This is a genomic window from Chromohalobacter beijerinckii (assembly GCF_023061185.1).
In the GTDB taxonomy this organism is placed as follows: Bacteria; Pseudomonadota; Gammaproteobacteria; order Pseudomonadales; family Halomonadaceae; genus Chromohalobacter; species Chromohalobacter beijerinckii.
Window position 1 is genome coordinate 184,931 of record NZ_JAKGAK010000002.1, and the last position, 16,425, is coordinate 201,355.

General features: G+C 59.6%; 16 protein-coding genes and 1 riboswitch. Of the genes, 10 read left to right on the top strand and 6 right to left on the bottom strand.

What is annotated here, in order from left to right:
- The first annotated feature begins 103 nt into the window (after positions 1-103).
- The 7 genes from L1075_RS15700 (at position 104) to cyoE (ending at position 6,816) form a co-directional block, all read left to right on the top strand.
- A complete protein-coding gene (locus tag L1075_RS15700; RefSeq protein ID WP_281504059.1) occupies positions 104-1,114 on the top strand; it encodes a J domain-containing protein in 1,011 nt (336 codons plus the stop codon).
- Between the two features lie 25 nt (positions 1,115-1,139).
- Complete coding sequence (locus L1075_RS02935) at positions 1,140-1,529, top strand: hypothetical protein (RefSeq protein ID WP_246939738.1); 390 nt, start codon at positions 1,140-1,142, stop codon at positions 1,527-1,529.
- Positions 1,530-2,067: 538 nt separating this feature from the next.
- Positions 2,068-2,976, top strand: coding sequence for a ubiquinol oxidase subunit II (cyoA, locus tag L1075_RS02940; protein ID WP_246939740.1), 909 nt, complete (start codon positions 2,068-2,070; stop codon positions 2,974-2,976).
- Positions 2,977-2,980: 4 nt separating this feature from the next.
- Entirely contained in the window at positions 2,981-4,960 is a 1,980-nt protein-coding gene (gene cyoB, locus L1075_RS02945) for a cytochrome o ubiquinol oxidase subunit I (RefSeq protein WP_246939742.1), read from the top strand.
- Between the two features lie 2 nt (positions 4,961-4,962).
- Positions 4,963-5,580, top strand: a complete 618-nt coding sequence (locus L1075_RS02950; RefSeq protein ID WP_040244407.1) for a cytochrome o ubiquinol oxidase subunit III — start codon at positions 4,963-4,965, stop codon at positions 5,578-5,580.
- Entirely contained in the window at positions 5,580-5,915 is a 336-nt protein-coding gene (gene cyoD, locus L1075_RS02955) for a cytochrome o ubiquinol oxidase subunit IV (protein ID WP_040244404.1), read from the top strand. Before L1075_RS02950 ends, cyoD begins: the two co-directional genes overlap by 1 nt.
- Positions 5,916-5,928: 13 nt before the next feature.
- Positions 5,929-6,816 (top strand): heme o synthase, encoded by an 888-nt coding sequence (gene cyoE / locus L1075_RS02960; RefSeq protein WP_040244926.1) that lies wholly within the window; start codon positions 5,929-5,931, stop codon positions 6,814-6,816.
- Positions 6,817-6,886: 70 nt separating this feature from the next.
- On the opposite strand, the gene thiC is transcribed toward cyoE, so the two are convergent.
- Entirely contained in the window at positions 6,887-8,803 is a 1,917-nt protein-coding gene (thiC, locus tag L1075_RS02965) for a phosphomethylpyrimidine synthase ThiC (protein WP_246939744.1), read from the bottom strand.
- A gap of 79 nt (positions 8,804-8,882) precedes the next feature.
- Positions 8,883-9,012: riboswitch (TPP riboswitch) on the bottom strand.
- A gap of 123 nt (positions 9,013-9,135) precedes the next feature.
- Here thiC and L1075_RS02970 point away from each other — a divergent pair.
- Positions 9,136-10,017, top strand: a complete 882-nt coding sequence (locus tag L1075_RS02970) for an NAD(P)-dependent oxidoreductase (RefSeq protein WP_040244400.1) — start codon at positions 9,136-9,138, stop codon at positions 10,015-10,017.
- A gap of 7 nt (positions 10,018-10,024) precedes the next feature.
- Here L1075_RS02970 and L1075_RS02975 read toward each other — a convergent pair whose 3' ends face one another.
- The 3 genes from L1075_RS02975 to L1075_RS02985 all read right to left on the bottom strand — a co-directional run bounded on the left by L1075_RS02975 (position 10,025) and on the right by L1075_RS02985 (position 12,656).
- The gene (locus L1075_RS02975; protein WP_246939746.1) at positions 10,025-11,203 is read right to left on the bottom strand and encodes a PQQ-dependent sugar dehydrogenase; all 1,179 of its coding nucleotides are present in this window, start codon (positions 11,201-11,203) and stop codon (positions 10,025-10,027) included.
- A gap of 62 nt (positions 11,204-11,265) precedes the next feature.
- A complete protein-coding gene (locus L1075_RS02980; protein ID WP_246939748.1) occupies positions 11,266-12,192 on the bottom strand; it encodes a lysophospholipid acyltransferase family protein in 927 nt (308 codons plus the stop codon).
- A 95-nt stretch (positions 12,193-12,287) separates the two neighbouring features.
- Positions 12,288-12,656 (bottom strand): VOC family protein, encoded by a 369-nt coding sequence (locus L1075_RS02985; RefSeq protein WP_040244392.1) that lies wholly within the window; start codon positions 12,654-12,656, stop codon positions 12,288-12,290.
- Positions 12,657-12,821: 165 nt separating this feature from the next.
- On the opposite strand from L1075_RS02985, the gene L1075_RS02990 reads away from it, so the two are divergent.
- Positions 12,822-13,526: a class I SAM-dependent methyltransferase gene (locus L1075_RS02990; protein WP_246939751.1), complete on the top strand. Its 705-nt coding sequence runs from the start codon at positions 12,822-12,824 to the stop codon at positions 13,524-13,526.
- 219 nt (positions 13,527-13,745) lie between these two features.
- Positions 13,746-14,033, top strand: a complete 288-nt coding sequence (locus L1075_RS02995) for a hypothetical protein (RefSeq protein ID WP_040244390.1) — start codon at positions 13,746-13,748, stop codon at positions 14,031-14,033.
- A gap of 102 nt (positions 14,034-14,135) precedes the next feature.
- On the opposite strand, the gene L1075_RS03000 is transcribed toward L1075_RS02995, so the two are convergent.
- Together L1075_RS03000 and L1075_RS03005 are read right to left on the bottom strand one after the other, a co-directional pair.
- Complete coding sequence (locus L1075_RS03000; RefSeq protein WP_246939754.1) at positions 14,136-14,819, bottom strand: response regulator; 684 nt, start codon at positions 14,817-14,819, stop codon at positions 14,136-14,138.
- The gene (locus L1075_RS03005) at positions 14,816-16,303 is read right to left on the bottom strand and encodes an ATP-binding protein (protein WP_246939757.1); all 1,488 of its coding nucleotides are present in this window, start codon (positions 16,301-16,303) and stop codon (positions 14,816-14,818) included. The genes L1075_RS03000 and L1075_RS03005 overlap by 4 nt, the downstream gene beginning before the upstream one ends.
- Positions 16,304-16,425 lie beyond the last annotated feature (122 nt).

Sequence of the window (16,425 nt, forward strand, 5' to 3'; positions counted from 1 at the left end):
CGCCGCCGCTAAAGGTATGCAGCAAGCGGCCGATGCTCATAGGATGCTCGCACGCCACGCGGCGATCACCTATAACGAACAATCCAAAAAGCCAGGAGCTGGCATGGCATCATCGCGTTTTACGCCTTTCGAGCGCTTATTGCTCAGCAGCCGTAACGAGGCCGATACGGCTGCGTTGTTGTTATTGGCGTGGCTGGCGATGAGCGATGGACAGGGTACCTTGAGCGACCGCAAACGTACCTTGCTCGACGAGCTCACCGGGGACTTTCGCCACGATCATGGCTATCAATTGATCGTCGACCTGGCGAGTGCGCCGGATTTCGTGGCCTTGCAGCTCGCGGCGGAAGTGTTGCAGCGCTATTATCGGGGGCCGCGCCGGGAAACCTTTCTCCGCCAGGCGATTCATGTGGCAACTCACGAAGGGGCATTGGCGGCCGGCCAGCATCATGTGCTGCGTTTTCTGGCCGACCTGTTGGGCGTAGCACCTGAGACGTTCGAGATCTTGTTCCGAGATGTTGCCGGTTACCCGCTGGCGGTGCCCGAGGACCCTAGTGCCGCGCATTACTGGCGGTCACGCGAGAGTTCCGACCATCGGTATTCCTCTCAGCAAGGCCACCACGGTGCGCATGGTGAAAGTTCTCGGGAGCGTACGGGTGGGGAGCAAGACAACGCGCAAGGTCCGCGAGAGCGTCATCGGCGGGAGCGGCGCGATCGCCAGCGAGAGCATGCCAAGGACAGGCATGACGAAACCTGGCGGCGTGGCTGGCGTTGGCGGCGCGAGGAAGCCGGGCAGCGTGAGCAGGCTCATGGCGGCCAGCATTCGGACGAGGGCAAGCGGCATCGCGAGGGTTTCTCCAACGAAGGTTTTTCCCACGGCGGTGCGTACGCCAATGGACCTGATACGGGTAATGAAAAGGCCCGGCGGGCATTGGCCGTGTTGGGTTTGATGGAAAACGCACAGAAGAGCGAGATTAAGCGCGCCTATCGACGTCTGGCCCAAAAATACCATCCCGATCGCTATCATGCGCAAAGTCAGGAGGCGATGGTTACGGCGTCGCTGCGCTTTCAACGAATTAAGAATGCCTATGATTATTTGATGCGCCAACATGCGTGATCTTTATCGACGATTGGACATACACGTGTCGGCAAGCGACGCGGACATCGTACGGGCCATTGCGCGTTGCGAGAACCAGGCCGTCAAGGTGGCCGCGGAAAACGTCCTGCGCGTCGAATCGCGCAAGCGTGAATATGACCAACTCTATGGCACCTTGACGGGCATCGGGCTGCTGCGTGCGCGCATGGGACTGAGTCATGCACCGTATTGGAAAGGCAGCGTGGCCAACGACTTCTCGATCAGCGCCGATGGCGAGTATGCCCGCTACGCGGAGCTAAAGGCCAAGGTGGGCCGTGCCGTACGCGTCCACGACACTTGGCAGCAAGTGCGCAGGGTGGTGCTATGGGGCGGCGGTGTTTCGCTGGCCACGGGCGCCGGCGTGGCGTTGCTGGTGTTTGCGCCGGATCTTTTCTGATCCCATGCCATGGCGTCGTTGAGGGACCTTGCGCTACCCCCTACAATCGTATGAGCGCTTGCTCAGTCAAGAGACTCAGGGTGCGACACGGGTGCGGCAATTGGTCGCTTCTGTTTCGCCTGATTTTGCTGCAGAATGCCGCCCCGTAGGCTCTTCCTGCTTGTTGCCTGCATTCGAGCGAATAGCGATGCTTTAGCAGGCAGGCGAGGAGTGAGATGGCGTAAGCGATGCGTGCTCGTTTATGGCGGAGACATTCACCATTGTCTAGCATGCGCGGTACGCCCAACCTTCAGAGCGCATCACACTCGTGTCATTGGCAGCCGGGAAACCGGTGGCCGGTCGGGATGTATGCCATGGGGCGTTTCTAAGTGGTCAGCAATGCATGAGCCGACCATTTGGAAACGCTCCAAGTCGCTGACGTTCCGTTGGTGAATGTGCTACGGCATTTTGACCGCCGGGCCTAACGGGTCGCTAGCGGAGGAAAGCATTCAATGAGCAAGCGCTGCAACGTCTTCCCATGCTTGAGTGAGGCCATGCAATGAGAATGAAGAAGAACCTGGGATGGCTCGGTATCCTGCCCTTGATCGCAGTGCTGCTTAGTGGCTGCGACTGGGCGCTCGTGGATCCCAAAGGTCAGATCGGGATAGAACAGAAATCACTGATTATTACCGCCTTCTGGCTGATGATGATCGTGGTGATCCCCGTTATCGTCATGACGGTGGTTTTTGCTTGGAAATATCGGCATAGCAACCATGCCGCCAAGTACATGCCGGACTGGGCGCACTCCAACAAGATCGAAGCCGTCGTGTGGCTCATCCCCTGCATCATCATCCTGTTTCTGGGGATCATTACCTGGAAAACGTCGCACTCGCTGGATCCGCACAAGCCGATCGAATCCGACGTCGAGACCATGGAAGTACAGGTCGTCGCTTTGGACTGGAAGTGGCTGTTCATCTATCCCGAGCAAGGCATCGCAACGGTCAACGAAGTAGCCATGCCCGTCGATGTTCCGGTTCACTTCAGCGTGACATCGGCCTCGGTGATGAACTCGTTCTTCATCCCCACCTTGGGTAGCCAGATCTACGCTATGGCCGGCATGGATAACGACGTGTACCTGGTGGCGAACGAGGCGGGCGTCTACGACGGCAAGTCCTCCAACTACAGTGGCAAGGGTTTCTCGGAGATGACCTTCGATGCGCATGCCATGTCGCAGGATGATTTCGATGCCTGGGTCGACAAGGTGGGTCAGTCGTCCGAAACGCTCTCGTATGAAGGGAGCTACCAAGAGTTGGCGGAACCGTCCACGGACCATCCTGTGGAGTATTTCTCCGACGTAACGTCAGACCTGTACCGCGACATCGTCGAGGGTTTCCATGGTGGCAACGGTGAAAGTGGACACGATGGCGGCCATGGCGAGACGTCCATGAGCGCAGAGGCAGCGGAGTAACATTATGTTCGGAAAACTTGGACTTGACGATATTCCCTATCATGAGCCAATTCTGGTCGTGACGGCTATTGTCATGATGCTGGGTGGCTTAGCCATCGTCGGCTTGCTGACGTACTTCAAGAAGTGGAAATGGCTGTGGACGGAGTGGATCACCTCCATCGACCACAAGAAGCTGGGTATCATGTATTTCCTCGTGGCGCTGGTCATGCTGTTGCGCGGTTTCTCCGACGCCATCATGATGCGTACCCAGCAAGCCATGGCCGCCGGGGGCGCCGAGGGCTATCTACCGCCCGAGCATTACGATCAGATCTTCACCGCGCATGGTGTGATCATGATCTTCTTCGTGGCCATGCCTATGGTCATCGGCTTGATGAATCTGGTTGTTCCGCTGCAGATCGGCGCGCGCGACGTAGCCTTCCCGTTCATGAACAACCTGAGCTTCTGGCTGTTCGTCGCTGGCGTAGCGCTGACCATGATTTCGCTGCTCATCGGCGAGTACGGCAAAACCGGCTGGTTGGCCTACGCACCATTGTCAGGCATACAGTACAGTCCGGGCGTCGGGGTCGATTACTGGATATGGGGTCTGCAGATATCGGGTATCGGGACCACTCTGACGGGGATCAACTTCTTCGTCACCATCCTGAAGATGCGTACCAAGGGCATGACGATGTTCCGCATGCCGATCTTCACCTGGACGTCGCTGTGCGCGAACATCCTCATCATCGCTTCTTTCCCGATTCTGACCGCGACCATCGCGCTGTTGACGCTCGATCGTTACCTGGGGACGCACTTCTTCACGAACGACATGGGCGGCAACATGATGATGTACGTCAACCTCATCTGGGCCTGGGGCCATCCTGAGGTGTACATTCTCATTCTGCCTGCCTTCGGGGTGTTCTCCGAGGTCATTGCGACCTTCGCCAAGAAGCGCTTGTTCGGTTACAACACCATGGTTTGGGCGACGGCTTGTATCACTATTCTGTCGTTCTTGGTGTGGCTGCACCACTTCTTCACCATGGGGGCGGGCGCGAACGTCAACGCCTTCTTCGGAATCGCGACGATGATCATCGCCATTCCGACCGGGGTGAAGATCTTCAACTGGCTGTTCACCATGTATCGCGGTCGGCTGCAGTTCACCTCGCCGGTACTCTGGACGCTGGGTTTCATCATCACTTTCACCATCGGTGGCATGACCGGAGTGATGCTGGCCGTGCCCGGCGCGAACTTCGTGCTGCATAACAGCCTGTTCGTCATCGCTCACTTCCACAATGTCATCATTGGCGGCGTGGTGTTCGGCATGCTCGCGGGTCTGACCTACTGGTTCCCGAAGGCCTTCGGCTTCACGCTCGACGAGAAGTGGGGCAAGCGTTCCTTCTGGTTCTGGATCACCGGTTTCTATCTGGCCTTCATGCCGCTCTATATCCTGAGCTTCATGGGTGCTGTACGTCGCATGCAGTCATACGCCAACGCCGATTGGCAGCCGCTGATGATCGTGGCGTGGGTCGGTGCCGTGCTCATTCTATGCGGTATCGCCTGCACCGTGATCCAGTTCATCGTGAGTATTCGCAATCGCGAGAAGTATGCCGACATCACGGGCGACCCATGGGACGCGCGTACACTTGAGTGGTCGACGTCTTCTCCCGCACCGTTCTACAACTTCGCGCATCTCCCCAACGTCGGCTCCGTCGATGCCTTCTGGGAAGCGAAGAAAGAGAAGGGCATGGCAGCGGACAAACCGACCCAGTACGAAGACATTCACATGCCGAAGAACACCGCGGCAGGACCGATCATCGGTCTGATCAGCATCGTGTTCGGTTTCGCGTTGGTCTGGCATATCTGGTGGCTGGCCGGTGTAGGCGCGGTCGGCATGTTCGTAGCCTTCATGTTCCGTGTCTTCAACGACGACATCGACTACTACGTCCCGGCGGCGGAAGTCGAGCGTATTGAGCGCGAGCACCATAAACGGCTGGAGATGCAGGCGTAATCATGACGACGCAAACTGTTAATCAACATGACGCTCATGCCCATGACGAGCATGAGCACCACGATGCTGGTGCCATGAAGGTATTTGGCTTCTGGGTCTACCTGATGAGTGACCTGGTCATCTTCGGGAGCCTTTTCGCGACCTATGCCGTGCTCATGCAGGGCACGGCGGGCGGCCCCTCTGGGGCCGATATCTTCGAGCTCCCGTTGATTTTGGTCAGTACCTTCCTGCTGCTATTCAGTAGTTTCACCTATGGCATGGCCGTGCTTGCCATGCATGCCGATCGAGTGGCGCAGGTGAAAGGATGGCTGGTCATCACGTTCTTGCTGGGTGCCGGCTTTATCGGGTTGGAAATCTATGAATTCCATCATCTGATTGCTGAAGGCTTCGGACCGGATCGTAGTGCTTTCCTATCCTCCTTCTTCACGTTGGTCGGGACGCACGGCCTACACGTGACCTTCGGCCTGATCTGGATGCTGGTGATGATCGTCCAACTGTTCACGAAGGGTCTTAACGACAAGACGCGCCCGCGCATCATGTGCCTGAGTCTGTTCTGGCACTTCCTCGATATCGTGTGGATCTGTGTCTTTACCTTCGTCTATTTGATGGGAGTTCTGTAATGAGCGATGCACATGCTTCCCACGATGGTGGCAACCACGGCAGCGTCAAGTCCTATGTGATTGGCTTGATCCTCTCTCTCGTGTTGACGATCATCCCGTTCTGGATGGTCATGAGCGGTGGCTTTAGCAATATGGCCGTCGTCGTGACGATCTCGATCATGGCCATCTGTCAGGTGCTGGTGCAGTTGATCATGTTCATGCACCTGGACTTCAAGACCGAAGAAGGATGGAACGCAGGGTCTTTCATCTTCACGGCGTTGATCCTGGTCATCCTGGTAGGTGGGTCGCTGTGGATCATGCAGAACCTGCACGCCAACATGATGCTTGGTGGGTGAGTCGCTCGGCGTGATGCTCAAACCCTACGTCTCCATTACCAAGCCGGGCATCATCTTCGGCAATCTGATCTCCGTGGCCGGGGGCTTCTTCCTCGCTTCTCAAGGAAGCGTGGATGGTGTGCTCTTTCTGGCCACGGTTATCGGGATTGCGTTGGTGATCGCGTCCGGGTGCGTGTTCAATAATTACATCGATCGCGATATCGATCGTCTGATGGAGCGTACCCAAGGGCGTGTCACGGTCCAGGGGCTGATTTCACCCGGTATCACGCTTGCGTATGGCAGTGTGTTGGGCATTGCAGGCTTCTTGATCCTGTGGTTCGGCACCAATGCCTTGGCGACGCTTTTCGCCTTGCTTGGGTTCTTCGTCTATGTCGGACTGTATAGCCTTTATCTCAAACGACACTCGGTCTATGGCACCCTGGTGGGCAGCTTGTCGGGCGCGGCGCCACCGGTGGTAGGCTATTGTGCGGTCAGCGGTCAGTTCGATCTTGGCGCGCTGACGCTGCTTTTGATCTTCTGCCTGTGGCAGATGCCGCATTCGTATGCCATTGCCATCTTTCGCTATCAGGACTATCGCGCAGCGTCGATCCCGGTACTGCCGGTCACGCGTGGCGTGAGGGCGGCGAAGCATCATATCTTCTGGTATATCCTGGCGTTCTTGGGTGCGACCCTGATGCTCACGCTCGGAGGCTATGCCGGATATGGCTATTTCGCGGTGGCGGCAGCGATGGGGCTTTATTGGCTCGTCATGGCGCTTCGTGGTTACCGTACCGGCGACGACCGCGTGTGGGCCAAGAAGGTGTTCATCTTCTCGATCTTCACCATCACGGCGCTCAGCATCATGATGTCGATCGACTTTCAGGTGACCGATACCGAAGTGCTGATGACCTCGCTACGCTGATCTGACGTCCCATGCCTTAAATGAAAAGCCACGCTATATATAGCGTGGCTTTTTCGTCTCAAGCGTGTATTTATACCTCGCGATATAAGTGGCCGCCCTGCGCGCGGAATTTCTCGGCCTGCTCGCGCATGCCGTTGCGGCGTGCGCTTTCAGTCTCGTGCGGATCTTCCTCGCCCTTCATACCTTTGGGCAACCGATCCTTGAATACATGGTCGCGCACTTCATGACTGATCTTCATCGAGCAGAACTTGGGCCCGCACATGGAGCAGAAGTGCGCCACCTTGGCTGAGTCCTTGGGCAGTGTCTCGTCGTGGTATGCCCGCGCGGTGTCTGGGTCGAGTCCCAGATTGAACTGATCCTCCCAGCGGAACTCGAAACGCGCTTTCGAGAGCGCGTTGTCGCGGCGCTGGGCGGCCGGATGACCCTTGGCCAAGTCGGCGGCATGTGCGGCGATCTTGTAGGTAATGATGCCAGTCTTGACGTCGTCCTTGTTGGGCAGGCCGAGATGCTCCTTGGGGGTGACGTAGCAGAGCATGGCGCAGCCGTACCAGCCGATCATCGCCGCGCCGATGCCGGAGGTGATGTGGTCATATCCGGGGGCGATATCGGTCACCAGCGGCCCCAGCGTGTAGAAGGGCGCTTCATCGCAGCATTCGAGCTGCTTGTCCATGTTCTCCTTGATCAGGTGCATCGGCACGTGGCCGGGGCCTTCGATCATCACTTGAACGTCATGCTTCCAGGCGATCTTGGTCAGCTCGCCCAAGGTTTCCAATTCGGCGAACTGCGCGGCATCGTTGGCATCGGCCACCGAACCGGGGCGTAAGCCATCGCCCAGCGAGAACGCCACATCGTAGCGCTTGCAGATCTCGCAGATATCCTCGAAGTGAGTGTAGAGGAAGCTCTCTTCATGGTGATAGAGACACCACTTGGCCATGATCGAGCCGCCTCGGGAAACGATGCCGGTGACACGCTCGGCGGTGAGTGGCACGTAGCGCAGTAAGACGCCGGCATGAATGGTGAAATAATCCACACCCTGTTCGGCCTGCTCTATCAAGGTGTCGCGAAAGATCTCCCAATTCAGGTTTTCGGCGACGCCACCAACTTTCTCTAGAGCTTGGTAGATGGGCACGGTGCCGATGGGGACCGGGGCGTTGCGGATGATCCACTCACGTGTTTCGTGGATATTGGCGCCGGTGGAAAGATCCATGATCGTATCCGAGCCCCAACGGATGCCCCAGGTCATCTTGTCGACCTCATCCTCTATGGACGAACTCACTGCCGAGTTACCCAGGTTACCGTTGATCTTAACCAGGAAGTTGCGGCCGATGATCATTGGCTCGGTTTCGGGATGGTTGATGTTGCAGGGAATGATGGCGCGTCCTGCGGCTACCTCGTCGCGCACGAACTCCGGCGTGATTTCCTCGGGTAAACGCGCACCGAATCCTTCACCCGGATGCTGCTGATCGAGGATGCGTTCAACCTCGCCGCTCCCCAACGCTTGGAGACGCTGGTTTTCGCGGATGGCGATGAATTCCATTTCAGGTGTCACGATGCCCTGGCGGGCGTAATGGAGCTGGGTGACGTTACGATCTTTCTTACCGCGCCGTGGCGCGCGGGTCAGCTCGAAGCGCAACCGAGCGAGCATGGGGTCGTTGGCGCGACGTCGGCCGTATTCGGAGGTGGGGCCGTCGAGGCATTCGGTGTCGTCGCGTGCATCGATCCAATGGCGTCTCAGTTCCGTTAGCCCCTTGCGCAGGTCGATCTTCGTGTTGGGATCTGTGTAGGGGCCGGAGGTATCGTAGACCAGCAGGGATGGGTTCTCCTCATCCTGGCCGGAGGTGCGGATCGGCGACAGCGATATCTCACGGAAGGGGACGCGGATGTCCGCACGTGAGCCTTCTACGTATATTTTGCGCGAGCCGGGTAGCGTCTGAATGGCGTTCTCATCGACGCGGGCAGTGTCGGAAAGAAATTGCGGTGATGTCATATGTGCTCCAGGGCGAGACTTGGGTCAAGCCGGCGCACAGCGCAGGAGGGGGAAACCGGCATGGGCGTGTTTTCGTATCGCGCGGTTTCCGCTTGATCCCTACGCCGGTACTAGCCGGATCAGGTTCGTCGGGATCCGTCGTGGCGCCCGCTTTGATGGCGAACGCAGGACGATCTCAGCCGGTTCCACCGGCACCCCGTCAAGCTGTCGTCTAGAGTCTAGCAAGGTATCGCCCGAATGAAATCCCCCTGTGCGATGCGTGCGACGGACGAGACGTCAAACCCTTGTTTGCATGCTAATGTTCAGGGGAAGCCACCAAAGGAGAGCTGAACATGAAAGTTGGATTTATTGGTCTGGGAGCCATGGGGCGTGGCATGGCGCAGCAGTTACTCGAGGCAGAGCATGATGTGACGGTGTGGAACCGTTCCCCGGAGGCTGCCGAGGCGCTCGCCGAGCAGGGCGCCAAGATCGCCAAGAAACCGGCCGACGCGGCGCGGTGTGAGGTGCTGGTGAGCATGCTGGCGGACGATCAGGCAGCGCATCAGGTGCTGGTCGAAAGCAAGGCCATCGAGGCGATGAAAAAGGGCAGCGTTCACGTCAACATGGCTACGGTGTCGGTGGCTTTCGCGCGCGGTATGGCGGCGCTTCACGAGCGCCTAGGCGTGGGCTATGTTGCCGCGCCGGTGCTCGGGCGGCCGGATGTGGCGGCGTCGGGTAAGCTTAATATCATCGCCGCCGGTGAACCGTCCCAAATCGAGCGGGTCAGACCCGTGCTAGACGCCATGGGGCAAGCCGTATGGCCTTTGGGAGCATCACCCGAGCGTGCCAACGTGGCTAAAATAGCCGCCAATTTCATGCTTGCCAGTGCCATCGAATCGATGGCCGAGGCCTCGACACTGACCCGCGCGTACGGCATCGAGGCCAGCGATTTCCTCGATATCGTCACCAACACGCTGTTTGCCTCGCCGGCCTATCAGGGCTACGGCAAGATGATCGCCGAGGCACGCTTCGAGCCCGCCGGGTTCACGATGAGGCTTGGCCACAAGGATGTCGGGCTGGCCTTGAGTGCGGGTGATGAGCAAAACGTCGCCTTGCCATTGGGCAGTGCGGTGCGCGATCGGCTGCTCGACGCCTTGGCCAACGGCGATGGCGAAAAGGACTGGTCGGGGCTCGCCGAGGTCGCCGCGCGCCAGGCGCATCTAGATAAGCGCTAGACCGTGTTCATGGCGTCAGGCGGTACAGCCCGGTATCACCGTCGTCGGCGGTGAAATATAACGCTCCGTTGTGGTAGGCGACGCCAGCGGGGCGTGCCCAGCGCTCGCCGTTCTCAGCCTGAAAGCCGCTGACCAGGTCGATCACTTCGCCTTGGTGACCGCCGTCCGTGAGTCGAATGCCGACGATCTTGGGCGGTCGGCGAGAGGCACGGCCGCCGGACGCTTGCGTAGCCCAGCTGCTATGGATGGCGGTGACCATATCCACTTGCCAGGGGTTGTCATCAGGCAGGAAGGTCAGGCCGATGGGGGCGCTACGAGCGGCGAAAGTGGTCACCGGTGGTGTAAGCGTGTCACGCCCGGCAGGTGGTGCCGAATCGATGCATTCGTCGCGCTGCCACTCGCCTTCATTCCATTGATACCACGGCATGCCATAAAAGCTCTCGGCCTCGGCGCGCACCAGCAGTTCAGGTGGCGCCTCGTACCCCCAATGGTCGGGGCCATTGTTGTTGAGATATAGCGTTCCCTCGGGGCTCCAGGCCATGCCGATGGGGTTGCGCAGCCCGCTGACGTAGGGTGTCCATTCAGGTGTCTCATGCGTGGGATCGAGGGCCATCACGCCGCCGCGCCGGTCCTCGAACGCAACGTCTTCGGAGATGCGTTGCGCCGAGCAGTTGCCTTGAAGGCCGAGCGCGACATAAAGCCTGCCATCGGGGCCAACAGATAACGAACGCGAGGCGTGGCCGCTGCCGCCGGGCAAGTCGGCGACGCCCTCGAAATCCGTCTCCGTGACGTCCTGTCCCGGCGTATACCTCGTGCGATAGAGTTGGTCAGTGGTCGCTACGTACAAGTAGCCTTCGTGGACCACGGCACTATGCGGGTAACCGGACAGCGGGATTTCCGCATCGACACGATCATAGGGCGGTTGCAGGCGATACAGGCGCCCCGCCTGGGAGCCGATGAACATCTCGTCCTCAGGACCAAAGCTGATCAGTCGGGGCGCGCGTAGCGCGACCTGCTTATCGAGCGTGGCACCGTCGGGGACATTGGCCCGTTCCGCGTTGCCGGCAACCTCCACTGGCGTTAGTGCCTGGGCCTGACCGGAGGCGATCATCATGGCGCCCAACCACAGGCCGGCAAGCGCCGGCGCGCTTCGCCTCAGTGCATGGGTAGTGTGGCGAATGGTCATGCACGACTCCTCGAGAAATTCTCTGGAGAAGTGTAGACAACAATCAGCGATGCGCCCGGGACTCAGTAGATGCGAAAACGTTTGAAGTCGGGATGCTTGGCAGCTTGTTGCGGGGTCTTGCGGAAGCGCTTGTATTCCCACTGGTACTGGGCGGGATCCAGGGCGATGGCGTTTTCCACGCTGGCGTTAACGCCTGTGGCGGAGTGCGCCTCGTCACTGGCATAAACGCGCTCATCAGCGGCCAGAAAGTGGATCGCGAAGCCTTCGCCGCCTGGCAGGCGTCGTGCGATGCCGGTGACCACGCGCGCCTCGGTGCGCGCCACGAGCTTGGGCAGTAAGGTGGCGGTATAGGCGGGGCGCTGAAAGAAATCGGCAAAGACGCCACTACCCCAGCTCGGCTCCTGGTCGGGGAGAATCCCTACCGCCTCGCAGCGCTTGAGTGCCTTGAGCAGCGAGGCGACACCGCGTGGATTGGTGGGGACTAATTGGGCCCCCATGCGTTCGCGGCCATGCCGGATCACCGGATCGAGAGCATCAATCTTGGGAGGCTCGTACATGGCGGTAAATGGGAAGTGGCTGGAAAGCCAGAAGTTGAGCACTTCCCAGTTGCCGTAATGCGGTGCCAGCACGATGACGCCACGCCCCTGGGCGCGGGCGTCATCGAGCAGTTCGCGGCCATGCACGGCGCGGATCGAGGCCTCGACGCGCTCCGGAGCGGCCATCCAGGCAAAGCCCAGCTCGAGCATGGTTGCCGAAGAGTGCGTCAGGCTGTCCCGTGTCAGGCGTCGTTGCTGGCGTGCCGGCATGTCCGGATAGACGTGTCTGAGATTGATGCGTGTCACGTCACGTTCGCGGCGGCTGAAGGTAAGAATCAGCGGGCCGATCAGGCGGGCCAGCTGCCACAGCCGGTGCGGTGTCAAGCGTGCCAGGGTGCGCCACAGCAGGGCGATGGCGCGTGCGCGTAAAGGAGAAGAGACATCTTCGGACATCGAACTCATGGCATCATAGTTTAGGCGGACGATAGGCCTGTATTATACAGATCGCGCGGCGTATGCCCGCCCCGCGGGCATACGATGTCATCTTGTCAGCGGCGCCTTGGTCGGGAAATCTCAATCAGATTGCCATCCGGGTCGCGTACGTGAAGCGTTTCGGCAGCGTGATGTTCACCCGGCCCTTTGTCTAGAGGCACTCCAAGCGCTTCCAGGTGTGCTTTCACTTCTGCCAGGGATAGAGAGCTGCGAAAGCCCATGGTCTGATTGCCTGGCATGGCGGGTTGCGTTTTGTCGGCTGTGGCCTGGACGGCGTATAGGCGCAAGGCGAAATCGTCCAGATAGAGGTCGGTGCGTGTTGCATCATGGTAGCGTGCTTCGAGCCCCAGTACGCGTGTATAGAAATCGATGCTGCGCTCGAGATCGGTGACGTTTACCACCAAATGGTCGATGGCATTGAGCATGGCGGATTGTCCAAAAAGTGACGTTGGCCCCAAGGGGGAAGGACATCATGCACGCTCGAGGCGGTCTGCATCCAGTCGAAAGATGCGCGAGCGTGTGTCACGAGGGTGTTTGCCGGTAAATGCTTGTCGCCGGGCAGATCAATCTACGACGTCATGCGAGGCTCAATGACAGAACGAACAACATCACTGGCTGTTACGCCAGCGTGCCCTCTGTGTGCCGCGTCGCACAGCGTACCCTCGCCGGGCGCGCCGCCACGCACCTACTATCGCTGCCCGGTTTGCGCCTTGATCTTCGTCGCCCCCGAGGAGCACCCCACGGCCAGAGAAGAGCGCGCGGTTTACGATCTCCACGAGAACTCGTCCGACGACCTGGGCTATCGCCGCTTTTTGGCGCGCTTATGGGATCCCTTGCGAGCGCGTCTGCCGCCTGCCTCGCAAGGGCTCGATTTCGGATGTGGGCCGGGACCGACGTTGTCGTTGATGATGGAAGAGGCCGGGCATCGCATGACGGTCTTTGATCCTTTCTATGCGCCGTATCCCGAACGCCTGGCGCGGCGCTACGACGTCATCACCGCCAGTGAAGTAGTGGAGCATCTGCATGCGCCGGGGCAGGTGTTGACCGACTTGATCGCGCTATTACGTCATGGCGGCTGGCTGGGCATCATGACCCAGCGCAGCGATGGCGTCACCGACCTCACCCGCTGGCGTTATATGCATGATTCGACGCATGTCTGCTTCTTCGCCAAGCGCAGTTTTGACTACCTCGCCGAGCAACACGGGCTGACGGTGACGTTCCCGCGTAACGATGTGGTGCTGATGCAGCGGGCGTCGGGCGGTTTCGATTACGAAAAAATAGGAATTCACGTATAAGAGAATATCTTTTTTGTGCTCAGGGGCTCCGCTAGGGGTGTAAGCTTAATGCTGCAAAAAGCACTTTAAAAAGTAAAAACAACTGCATTGTGATTTGTTGTGGCACATAGATTTCGGCTATAGGAGCGATTGGCAAATCTGTTATTGCGTTTATTGTTAGCTTGCTATATACTTTACTCAACGTTCGCAAGCGAACATGAACACGCAAGGAGATCCATCATGCAAGTACGTACCCTTATTGCCGCTATTGCACTCGCCGCTCTGCCGGTTGCCGCTCAAGCTAGCATTGCCTCCGCTGAGGCGCTGCAGGTCAATCATGAAGAGCTACAGGCCAGCCAAGGTGTCGATCAGGCATCCGTGAGCTTCCAGCAGCTCGATACCTCGGGCGCTGACAGCGTGGGCATCGCCAAGGCACGGCACTACATCTCAGTGCACAATACCAAGCAGACCGATATGCCCAACGATACGCAGGATCAGCAGCAGATCGGTCATAGCGCCGACTGGTAAGGTAGCGTTCGACGGCATCGATACGATGCCGTTCGTAAAGATATGAAAAGCCACCCGTCTTTCGAGGCGGGTGGCTTTTTATTGTGCCCAGGGTAGGGAGATTCAAGCGTCGGGTTGATACTTGTACCCGACACCATAGACGGAGCGGATGATGTCGCGCTCGGGGCAGGCGTCAGCGATCTTGCGGCGCAATTTTTTGACGTGGCTGTCTACGGTGCGCTCGGAGACGATGCGATGGTCGCGATACATGTGGTCCATCAGTTGATCGCGGGAGAAGATTCGCCCCGGGGCGTGCATCATGACCTTGAGTAACTGAAATTCGACGGCGGTCAGGCCGAGGTCGTGCCCTTGGGCCAGCGCACGCCAGCCATCTTCATCGAGGTGAAGGGGTGGGGCGCCGGTCGCGTCCTCATGGCGTGGTTGCAGGCGGCGTAGTACGGCCTTGACCCGCGCCACGACCTCGCGCGGACTGAATGGCTTGCAGATGTAGTCGTCGGCTCCCAGTTCCAGGCCGAGTAGTCGGTCGATCTCCTCGACTCGGGCGGTCAACATGATCACGGGCAGCGAGGGATGGTCGTCGTTGATGTGTCGACACAGCGTCAGGCCATCGGTACCGGGGAGCATCAGGTCGAGTAATACCAGCGCGGACGCGTTGCCGTTTAGCCAGGGCATGACCTCGTCGCCGTGGGCGAGATGGTGCGTGGCGTAGCCGCTCTGCTGGAGGTAGTCGGCGACCAGGTGAGCGATCTTGGGTTCGTCTTCGACGATCAGGATAGAATCGGTCATGTGGGACTCCGGCTGGCCTTGGGGGCGTCGTTATCGAGGGCCTCGTCGGCGTGATGCAGGGGAAAAACGAGTGTCCAACGCAAACCGCCGAGCGGCGAGGAAGACGGGGTCAGGGTACCGCCGTGCGCGTCGACGAGCGCGCTGGCGATCGCCAGACCCAGGCCGCTGCCGCCGCTGCGACGGTTGCGCGATCCCTCGACACGGTACAAGCGCTCGGTCAGGCGCGGTAGTGTTTCCTCGGCGACGCCGGGGGCGCTGTCTTCCCAGGTCAGGCGCAGGTGATCGGGATGACGCTCGAGACGTATGCGTAGCTGGCCCGGGGCGTCGGTGTAGGCGCAAGTGTTGCTCAGCAGGTTATTCCACAATTGACGCAGCCGCTGTGGGTCGCCGCGAATCGGCGCTGGGGCGGTGCCGATCTCTGCATCGAGCGTGATTCCACGTGCATTCAACCAGCTGTTTGACTCATCGAGTCGCGCCTGCAGCGTATCTGCCAGGTCGTGCGGGGCCAGGTAGATATCCAGGGCGCCCGCATCACTTTGGGCGAGCAGGCGTAGATCGTCCACCAGACGTTCGAGCTGGGTCACTTCCTGGGCAAGCGAGGCGAGCGTTTCGTCGCCAAGCGGGCGCACGCCATCCTCGATCGCCTCGATTTCGCCGCGTAGGACCGCCATGGGCGTGCGCAATTCATGGGCGATATCGGCGACCCACTGCTGGCGGTTACGACGATTGGCGTCCAGTGTCTCGGCTAGTACGTTGAAGTCGGCGGACAGGCGGGAAAGCTCGTCGTGGCCGCGTTCGGGAAGACGCACGGCGAAATCGCCCTGGGTCATGCGGCGGGTCGCCGCGGTCATGTCGCGGGCACGCCGCCCCAGCCACCAGGCTAGGCCCGCAGCGAGCAGCAGCGAGGCCACCGACAGCGAAGCGACGATGATCGTCATGTTGCGCAACTGGCGCTGCAGGAAAATGCGATCCATGCGCGCCATCAGCTGAGCGGGGGGGAGATAGCCGAGGCGGCCGACGACCTCACCTTGATGCTCGATGTCGATAAAGCGGGGCTGCGGAGGCGGTTCCGCATCGGAAGGTGGTTTGCCGGGTGGCAGTGGGCGGCCGATGATGGCTTCACCCTGGGCATCGAGTACCACGAAATCCCGCGCGTCGCTCAATTCGCGGTCGATACCGCTGGGCGGTTGGCGTTCACCTGGCCAGAGTTGATTGCGTACCAGGCGGTGCCAGGCGCGTGGATCGTCGCGCAGCCAATGCCAGTTGCCATGTTCCTGCCAACGTTCGGCGAGCGCAGTGGCCAGGGTGTCGGCACGATTGGCCTGGGTGCGCTCCAAGTAGTCGATGAAGCCTTGATCAAGACTGCGGGCGATGAGCAAGAAGCTCATGCCGCCGATCAATACGTTGGTCAGCAGGATGGCGGCGAACAGTTTGAGGCTGATGCGCGCGATGCGGGGACGCTTGAAACGCAGCCAGTGTTTCATGGGACGACTCTTGAGGAACGAAACGGCCGTGGCGCGGGCGCATGACCTGATGGTAAGAGCATCATGCTGGACGCCGACGCAAGAAACCGTCACGCAATGTGCAAGTAGTGTGCATCACACGG

Excerpts from the sequence above, each read along its gene's own strand:
- cyoE (WP_040244926.1), top strand. The coding sequence starts at position 5,929 with ATGCTCAAACCCTACGTCTCCATTACCAAGCCGGGCATCATCTTCGGC.
- L1075_RS02975 (WP_246939746.1), bottom strand. The coding sequence starts at position 11,203 with ATGACCATTCGCCACACTACCCATGCACTGAGGCGAAGCGCGCCGGCG.
- thiC (WP_246939744.1), bottom strand. The coding sequence starts at position 8,803 with ATGACATCACCGCAATTTCTTTCCGACACTGCCCGCGTCGATGAGAAC.
- L1075_RS15700 (WP_281504059.1), top strand. The coding sequence starts at position 104 with ATGGCATCATCGCGTTTTACGCCTTTCGAGCGCTTATTGCTCAGCAGC.
- L1075_RS03000 (WP_246939754.1), bottom strand. The coding sequence starts at position 14,819 with ATGACCGATTCTATCCTGATCGTCGAAGACGAACCCAAGATCGCTCAC.
- L1075_RS02980 (WP_246939748.1), bottom strand. The coding sequence starts at position 12,192 with ATGTCCGAAGATGTCTCTTCTCCTTTACGCGCACGCGCCATCGCCCTG.
- L1075_RS02950 (WP_040244407.1), top strand. The coding sequence starts at position 4,963 with ATGACGACGCAAACTGTTAATCAACATGACGCTCATGCCCATGACGAG.
- cyoA (WP_246939740.1), top strand. The coding sequence starts at position 2,068 with ATGAGAATGAAGAAGAACCTGGGATGGCTCGGTATCCTGCCCTTGATC.
- cyoB (WP_246939742.1), top strand. The coding sequence starts at position 2,981 with ATGTTCGGAAAACTTGGACTTGACGATATTCCCTATCATGAGCCAATT.
- L1075_RS02970 (WP_040244400.1), top strand. The coding sequence starts at position 9,136 with ATGAAAGTTGGATTTATTGGTCTGGGAGCCATGGGGCGTGGCATGGCG.
- L1075_RS02990 (WP_246939751.1), top strand. The coding sequence starts at position 12,822 with ATGACAGAACGAACAACATCACTGGCTGTTACGCCAGCGTGCCCTCTG.
- cyoD (WP_040244404.1), top strand. The coding sequence starts at position 5,580 with ATGAGCGATGCACATGCTTCCCACGATGGTGGCAACCACGGCAGCGTC.
- L1075_RS03005 (WP_246939757.1), bottom strand. The coding sequence starts at position 16,303 with ATGAAACACTGGCTGCGTTTCAAGCGTCCCCGCATCGCGCGCATCAGC.
- L1075_RS02985 (WP_040244392.1), bottom strand. The coding sequence starts at position 12,656 with ATGCTCAATGCCATCGACCATTTGGTGGTAAACGTCACCGATCTCGAG.
- L1075_RS02995 (WP_040244390.1), top strand. The coding sequence starts at position 13,746 with ATGCAAGTACGTACCCTTATTGCCGCTATTGCACTCGCCGCTCTGCCG.